The organism is Binatus sp. (SeqCode), from assembly GCF_035272065.1.
In the GTDB taxonomy this organism is placed as follows: domain Bacteria; phylum Desulfobacterota; class Binatia; order Binatales; family Binataceae; genus Binatus.
Window position 1 is genome coordinate 35,809 of sequence record NZ_DATEQZ010000029.1, and the last position, 7,079, is coordinate 42,887.

6 protein-coding genes are annotated in these 7,079 nt (G+C 61.1%); 5 read left to right on the forward strand and 1 reads right to left on the reverse strand.

Translation table 11 applies throughout. The annotated features are described in order from the left end of the window. Positions 1-66: 66 nt before the first annotated feature. Together moaC and VJX68_RS04920 are read left to right on the forward strand one after the other, a co-directional pair. Positions 67-606, forward strand: a complete 540-nt coding sequence (gene moaC, locus VJX68_RS04915; RefSeq protein ID WP_324094542.1) for a cyclic pyranopterin monophosphate synthase MoaC — start codon at positions 67-69, stop codon at positions 604-606. Further along, a complete protein-coding gene (locus VJX68_RS04920) occupies positions 591-1,787 on the forward strand; it encodes a class I SAM-dependent rRNA methyltransferase (RefSeq protein WP_324094543.1) in 1,197 nt (398 codons plus the stop codon). The genes moaC and VJX68_RS04920 overlap by 16 nt, the downstream gene beginning before the upstream one ends. An 89-nt stretch (positions 1,788-1,876) precedes the next feature. On the opposite strand, the gene VJX68_RS04925 is transcribed toward VJX68_RS04920, so the two are convergent. Continuing rightward, the gene (locus VJX68_RS04925) at positions 1,877-2,860 is read right to left on the reverse strand and encodes a DUF1646 family protein (protein WP_324094544.1); all 984 of its coding nucleotides are present in this window, start codon (positions 2,858-2,860) and stop codon (positions 1,877-1,879) included. A 169-nt stretch (positions 2,861-3,029) separates the two neighbouring features. On the opposite strand from VJX68_RS04925, the gene VJX68_RS04930 reads away from it, so the two are divergent. Genes VJX68_RS04930 through VJX68_RS04940 form a run of 3 tightly spaced genes read left to right on the forward strand, consistent with a single transcriptional unit; the run spans position 3,030 to position 7,016 of the window. Beyond that, positions 3,030-4,166, forward strand: coding sequence for a WD40/YVTN/BNR-like repeat-containing protein (locus VJX68_RS04930; RefSeq protein ID WP_324094545.1), 1,137 nt, complete (start codon positions 3,030-3,032; stop codon positions 4,164-4,166). 37 nt (positions 4,167-4,203) lie between these two features. Further along, positions 4,204-6,594 carry an efflux RND transporter permease subunit gene (locus tag VJX68_RS04935; protein ID WP_324094546.1) on the forward strand — a complete coding sequence of 797 codons (2,391 nt, stop codon included), beginning with the start codon at positions 4,204-4,206 and terminating at the stop codon, positions 6,592-6,594. A gap of 38 nt (positions 6,595-6,632) precedes the next feature. Next, entirely contained in the window at positions 6,633-7,016 is a 384-nt protein-coding gene (locus tag VJX68_RS04940) for a VOC family protein (RefSeq protein WP_324094547.1), read from the forward strand. Positions 7,017-7,079: the final 63 nt, after the last annotated feature.

A 7,079-nucleotide genomic window follows, 5' to 3' on the forward strand; every position in this document is an offset into this window, starting at 1 on the left:
GTGCCGCGCTCCTTTGTCGCGCTACGTTAGTTCGACTAGCGCGAGCTTGTGAGCGAATTTCGTTTGATGGCGAGCAAAACAAAATCCCGAACGCGGCGCGCCGTTTCCACACGCCTGACGCATCTCGATGCGCGCGGCCGAATCCGGATGGTCGATGTCGGCGAGAAGCCGGTCACGCGGCGCGAGGCGATCGCGCGCGGCGAGGTCCGAATGGCGCCGGCGACGCTGCGGGCGATAGTCGGCGGGAAGCTCAAGAAGGGCGAGGCGCTGGCGGCGGCGCGCATCGCGGGAATCATGGCGGCGAAACGGACGCATGAGATGATTCCGCTCTGCCATCAGATCCCGCTGGAAGTCGTCGAAGTTGATTTCAATCCCGATGCCGCCAACTCTGCCCTTCAAATTCAGGCGCGCACTGTCACTGACGCGCGCACCGGCGTCGAGATGGAAGCGATGGTCGCGGTGAGCGCGGCGGCATTGACCATCTACGACATGGCCAAAGCAATAGATCGGGCGATGGAGATCGGCGGAGTCCGGCTGGTCGCGAAACGCGGCGGCCGCAGCGGCGATTTCGTCCGCGACGGCGAGCCGCCATGGCCAATCCGGTGAGCGCGACGCTCGCGCGCGCAATCCTCAAGCGCGGCAGGGAAGGGCCGGTCCGCGGCGGCAATCCATGGATCTTCTCGCAGGCAATCGAGCGGATCGAACCGCCGTCGCCAGAAGCAGGCGCTCTCGTCACGGTGCACGACGCCTCGGGCGCGCTGATCGGCATGGGTTACTGCAACCCTGCGACGACGATCGCAATCCGCATGATTGCTTGGGGTGAGACTCCCACAATCGAAGAACTGGTGGTGCGCCGTTTGAAGGGAGCGCTCGAGTTGCGGCGGCGTATCATCCGCGACGATACGAATGCGTACCGCCTCGTCAACGGCGACGGCGACGGCTTGTCGGGCGTGGTGGTCGATCGATTCGGCGATGTGCTTGTCATGCAAATCCTGACTGCAGGCGCGGAACGGATGCGCCCTACTATTGTTGCAGCGCTGAACGAACTGCTGCATCCGCGCTCGATCATCGAACGAAGCCACGGCGCGGTGAGAAAGCAGGAAGGGCTCGAGGATTACACGGCGGTTCTCGCGGGCGAACCTGTCACAGAGACGATTGCGGTCGAGAACGGAATCAAGATCAGGATTGATTTCGAGCACGGACAGAAGACCGGCTATTTCCTGGATCAACGTGACAATCGCGCGATGGCCGGCGCGATCGTGTCCGGCGCGCGGGTGCTCGACGCTTTCTGCTATCAGGGCGGATTCTCGCTCGCGGCGATTGCGGGTGGCGCCAGCAAGGTCGTCGCCGTCGACACGTCGGCGCGGGCGCTCGAAATAGCGCGGCGGAATCTAGAGTTGAACGGGCATCCCGCGAGCGCTGTCGAGTTCGTTCACGGCGAGGCCGGCAAGTTCATGGCGGAGACGGCGAATCGCTTCGATCTGATCGTCCTCGATCCGCCTCCGCTGGCGGGCAGCCGAGGCGACGCGGAACGCGCCGGCCGTCTTTACGTCGAGCTGAACACGGTTGCGATGCGCGCGATTGCGCCGGGCGGCCGGCTTATGACGTTCTCGTGCTCGACGCATTTCCGCGCCGACGATTTCGTCCGCGCCGTGCGGTTCGCCGCGTCCAACGCGGGCCGCACGCTTCGCCTGCTTGCGCATCTCGGCCCCGGCCCCGACCATCCCGTGCTGCTCGGTCACGGCGAGGGCGAGTATCTGACGGGCCTCTTGCTGGCGGATCTGTAACTCAGAAAATTCCGAATTACAGTTGGTCAGTCTGTGCCCTGGGGCCTATCCGAAAAAAGCCATCGAGCGCAAAACCGCGAAGCATAGAATCAGCAACAGCATCCCGGTGCCAGGCCAATCCTCGCCCACTCGCGGTTCGTGATTCTGAGCCGGCTCGCAGCGACGATATTGGGTATGTTACCAGAGACAAGCGCCCCTCCGCTGATTAGTAAACCGAGGAACGCCGCGCGCTGCTGATTGACGCTCAGCGAGGGTGATATCTCGACCACCGCAAGGGTCGAATTGTTGACGACCGCGGAAAGCGTGTTTATCCAGAACAGCAATTCCTCCGGAGCGCGACGGATGTAGGCGTTGACCACGGGCCTGAGCCCGTCCGAAAGCGCCACTAGTCCGGCAATGAAGACGTACACCCTGCCCGGGCGAATCAACAGAACGGTCCTCCACGAATCCTTCGCTCGAATAGCATACAAGGGCTCGCCAGCCTCGAACGGCAAAAACAAAATAGGAATCGCGGCGAGAATGACGCCGACAGCAACGAACGGGCCGAGCAGGCGGGTAAGGTACCAGAAGTCGGCGTGGATAGAGCGTAAAACGACGGCGATACCGGGCATGCCCAAAGGCGTGAGGCCCGCACCAAGGCCGATAGCAAAACAAGCAAAGACGGTCGCGGCGATTTCGATCCCTCGGTCGAAACGAAGCAGGGAAATCGCTTCAACGAACACGAGCGCGGATACGACCGGAGTTATAAATGCGGCAAGGAACCCAAGAACGATCGCCAGCCAGAAGCAGAGAATCCGCGGCTCCAGCAGGCTGATTGCCTCACGAAGCAGTCGATCGAGATAGTCCCTCAGGAGACGAAAAGCGGCGCCAAAAATCAGAACGGCCAGCGTGAATGACAGCGGTTCACTCAGGGCCGCAAAGACGAGCGCAGTGTCGAATCGTCCCAAGACGCAGGCGGTCAGCACTCCGACTACGAGGAAAAAGATCTCCACGTTGCGCTCGATCGCTCCGACGAAGACGGGTCCGAGCAGAACTACAACGATGACCAGTATCGCAACCGCCAATGTCACCATCCTGGAGACCTGCTATCGGGGATTTCCATTTCGAAACTGAAGCAGACTCGCGCCGATAGCAGGCGTATTGCAAATGGAGTCACCGTTTCGTTTTTTCGCGCAATTTATGACTTGCTAAGCCGGCTGGTTTGCTTGAGTATAGAGCAAATTTTTCGATGGGTTCGGCCGAATGGAGCGAAAACTCCGCGCATACAGCATAGTCAAGACGCTCTTGGTTCTAACCGCGCTCGTCACCTCCGCGTGTCATCGCGAAGTTGCGGTGCCGCCGCTGCCGCTTCGTAACATCACGCTCACCGACAAATTTTTTGATGTATGGCCGACCAGCCCGACGCGCGCGTTTATCGTCGGCGATCGCGGCAAGGTGCTGCTGACCGAGGACGGCGGGCGGAACTTCAAGCGAATCGACATCGGCACCCAGCTTGGCGTGTTCGGAATCCAGATGGCCGACGATCAGAACGGCTACCTGTGCGGGCAGGACGGCCTGGTGATGCGCACGCGCGACGGCGGCAAGACGTGGAAGCGTCTCGACTCGCGCACGCACCTGTTTATTTTCGGGCTGTCGTTTCCCGACGCGAATCATGGTTACTTCGTTGGCGACCGGGCGCTGGTGCTGAGCACGATCAACGGCGGCGAGAGTTTCATCAAGCGCCAGCTGCAGCGGCTCTTTCCGCCGGAGATCGCCGACTACGCGCTGCCGTACGAAGAGCCGGTTCTTTACAGCGCGAGTTTCCTCGACGTCGATCACGGATGGGTGGTTGGCGAGCTGGGGCGAATCTGGGCGACGGAAAATGGCGGCAAGAGCTGGCAGGAGCAGCAGCAATCGTTGGTATCGCAATGGAAACGTCCGCTCGGACCCAACGACGATCCGCGCTTCGCTGATTTTCTGCTGCCGACTTTTTTCAGCGTCTCGTTCCGCGATCAAAAACATGGCGCGGCGTGCGGACTCGAGGGCTGGGTGATTCAGACCGACGACGGCGGCAAGACCTGGGCCTTTGCGCATCAGGCGGACAAACCCGGTGCGGCGCCTGACACGCTGGTTCCGGGAGCGGTGCAGATTCCGGCGCGCGATCCGCTGTTCTCGATCGATCTGTTTGCCGGCGACCAGGGAATCACCACAGGACTGACTGGCACCGTGCTGCGCTTGCAGCCCAACGGCGCGTGGGCGCACGATCCTTCAGTGCCGGCGATACCGTTCCCGCTAAGCCAGGCGCGGTTCTTCGACGCGCAGCACGGATGGATCGTCGGCTACGGCACCATTCTTTACACCGAGGACGGCGGCAAGACGTGGCGCTTCTGCCAGGGTTGAGCGCGAACGCGCGAGCAGGGGTACTTCGGAGAACGCAATGACCTGGTACCGCTTTGGTGAATGGATTCTGCGATGGCGCTTCCTCGTGCTCGCCGTCGTCGGCGTGCTCACCGCGTTTTTCGGCTACTACGCGGCGCAAACCCAGCTCGTCACGAGCTTCGGCGACCTGCTTCCGCAGAACCATCCGTTCATCCAGGTCGCGCACAAGTACGACCAGTATTTCGGCAGCGTCAACAACGTCACGATCATGATCGAGGTGAAGGAGGGGACGATCTACAACGCCAAGATCATCGAGAAGATCGTCCACATGACGAACAACATGGATCTCGTTTACGGGATCCAGCACGGCTCGGTGCGATCGATCGCGACCTCGAGCTATTTCCGCCCGCTGGCCGGCGGCGTGATTCTCAACACCCCGGTCCTGCCCAACGGCGAAATTCCCAGGACCGCGGGCGACCTGGCTGAACTCGAGAGCAACGTCCACAAAAATCCCGGCGTGATCTTCGGCCGCTTCGTCTCGCTCGATGACCGGGCGGCGGTGATCGAGGGCAGCTTCCTGGAATCGCGGCTCGACTACACGCGCATCTTCGACGAGATTCGGCGCATCGTCGTGCAACCCGAGCGCGACGAGACGGTGCATATCTACTACGGCGGGCAGCCGATTCTATACGGATGGGTGTATCACTACACGCCGGAATTTCTCTGGATTTTCGTCGCCACGGTGCTCGCCGTGTGGATCCTGCTCTATCTTTATTTCCACGACTGGCGCGGTGCGCTGCGGCCGACGATCTCGGGCGTCATTTGCGCCATCTGGGGGCTCGGCTTCATCCGTCTGCTCGGCTTCGGGCTCGACCCCCTCGTGCTCGTCATCCCGTTCCTGATAACCGCGCGTGCGGTCAGCCATTCGGTGCAGATGCACGACCGGTACTACGAGGAGTTCTACCGCCTGCGCGACAAGGAAAAGGCCATCCTGTCGTCCTTCGCAGAGCTGTTCGTTCCGTCGCTGTCGGGAATCCTGGCCGACGCGTTTGGCGTGCTGGTTATCCTGCTCGTGCCGGTTCTGTTCCTGCAAAAGCTCGCCATCACCGCGAGCTTCTGGATCGCCGCGATCATCGTAAGCGAGCTGATACTCAATCCGATCGTGTACTACTACCTCGACCCGCCGCACATCGACGTGATCGAGAAGCGCGAGCACGGCTTCTTCAAACGAATGCTGGAGTCGATCGCCAGGCCGATGCTGGAAAGAGCGGGCCGCATCGCGACGTTCGCCGTCACGATCGCGGTGATCGCGATGTGCGCGTTTTTCTGGAGCGGCCTCAAGGTCGGCGACCCATCGTCTGAATCGCCGATCCTGTGGCCCAACTCGCCGTACAACCGCTCGATGGCCTCGATCCAGGAGGAGTTCGGCGCGATCGAGCAGTTCGTCGTCGTCGCAGAGCTCGCCAAGCGCGATTCGCTGAACGACCCCAAGCTGTACCACGTCATGGATGAGTACGAACGCTACATGGAGCGCGATCCGGCGGTGGGGCGCACGTTTTCGGTCGCCGATCTGCTGTCTAACGGCGGCTCCGCGCTAAGAGAATTCCAGCCCAAGTGGAACGTGCTGCCGACCACAGCGCGCGGCACCGGTCAGCTGCTCGGCGGATTGCTGGCGGGCGCGTCGCCGCTCTCGACCGCGTATATCATCACGCCGCGGAGAGACGCCACCCAGATGACGGTGTACACGAAGGATCGCGAGGGTGAAAACGTCCAGCGAGTCGTGCTGCGCACGCAGCGATTCTTCGCCGAACCGCAGCATCAAGTGCCTGGTGTGACGTTTTCTCTCGCCGCGGGAATCATCGGTGAACTCGCCGCCGCCAACCAGGAAATCATCAACAATGATCTTCTGCTCAACGTGCTCGCGTTCGCCACTATCTACATAATACTACTGGCGACCTATCGCTCGTTCATGGCGGGAATATATTTGTTATTCCCGCTTGCGTTAGCCAATGCCGCGATCAATGCCTACATGGGCGCCCATGATATAGGTATCAACATCAATACTCTGCCGGTAGTCACTGTCGGCGTCGGATTCGGAATTGACTATTCCATTTACATAGTAAGTCGCATCATCGAGGAACTTGCAGAGGGTTACGACCTCAAGGAAAGTACCTATGCTGCCCTTGTCACGTCAGGAAAGGCCGTCGCCTTCACCGCGCTGACGCTGGTCGCGTCGGTTCTGTTCTGGTACTGGTCGAGCATCCGCTTCGACGCCGAGATGGGCCTGCTGCTGGCGGTCTGGATGTTCGTTTCGATGCTTGGGGCGATGACCATTTTGCCCGTATTGATCGTGACGTTCGATCCTGCCTTCATCCGCCGCGAGAAGGAGCGCGTGGTCGCGTCGAAGCTGCTCGAGGTCGAGGGTCACACGGTGGCCGCATCTTCCTAATCATCGGCTCCCGTGGATAATCTGATCCGTTACCCGCAATGAAACTCGAGCGGCTGGATCATTTCGGTATCGAAGTGGCGGACCTCGCGCGCGCGGAGCGCTTTTATACCGGCGTCCTCGGCCTGCAGATAGTCAATCGATTCGGCGATCAGGTTTTGCTCGATTGCGGCGGCCAAAACCTAGCCCTGTTCGAGGTGTCCAGGCCGCCGCTCGACGATGCCGCGCGCCAATCGATCATCGCGCACCCGCTCGGCCGCGGTCATCATGCGTTCAAGGTGGTGGCGGGCGACTTTGCCGATGCTCGCGAGCGCCTCGCGGCGGCCGGAGTCGAAAGCGCCGAGCCGATCGATTGGGGCGATCACGACTGCATCTACTTCCTCGATCCCGACGGCAATCTGCTTGAAATGGTGAGTTACCGCTGAACGCCGACCTGAAATCCCGCGCGTCCGTGGTTCACTATCGATGAACTCGGGGCCGATGATCCG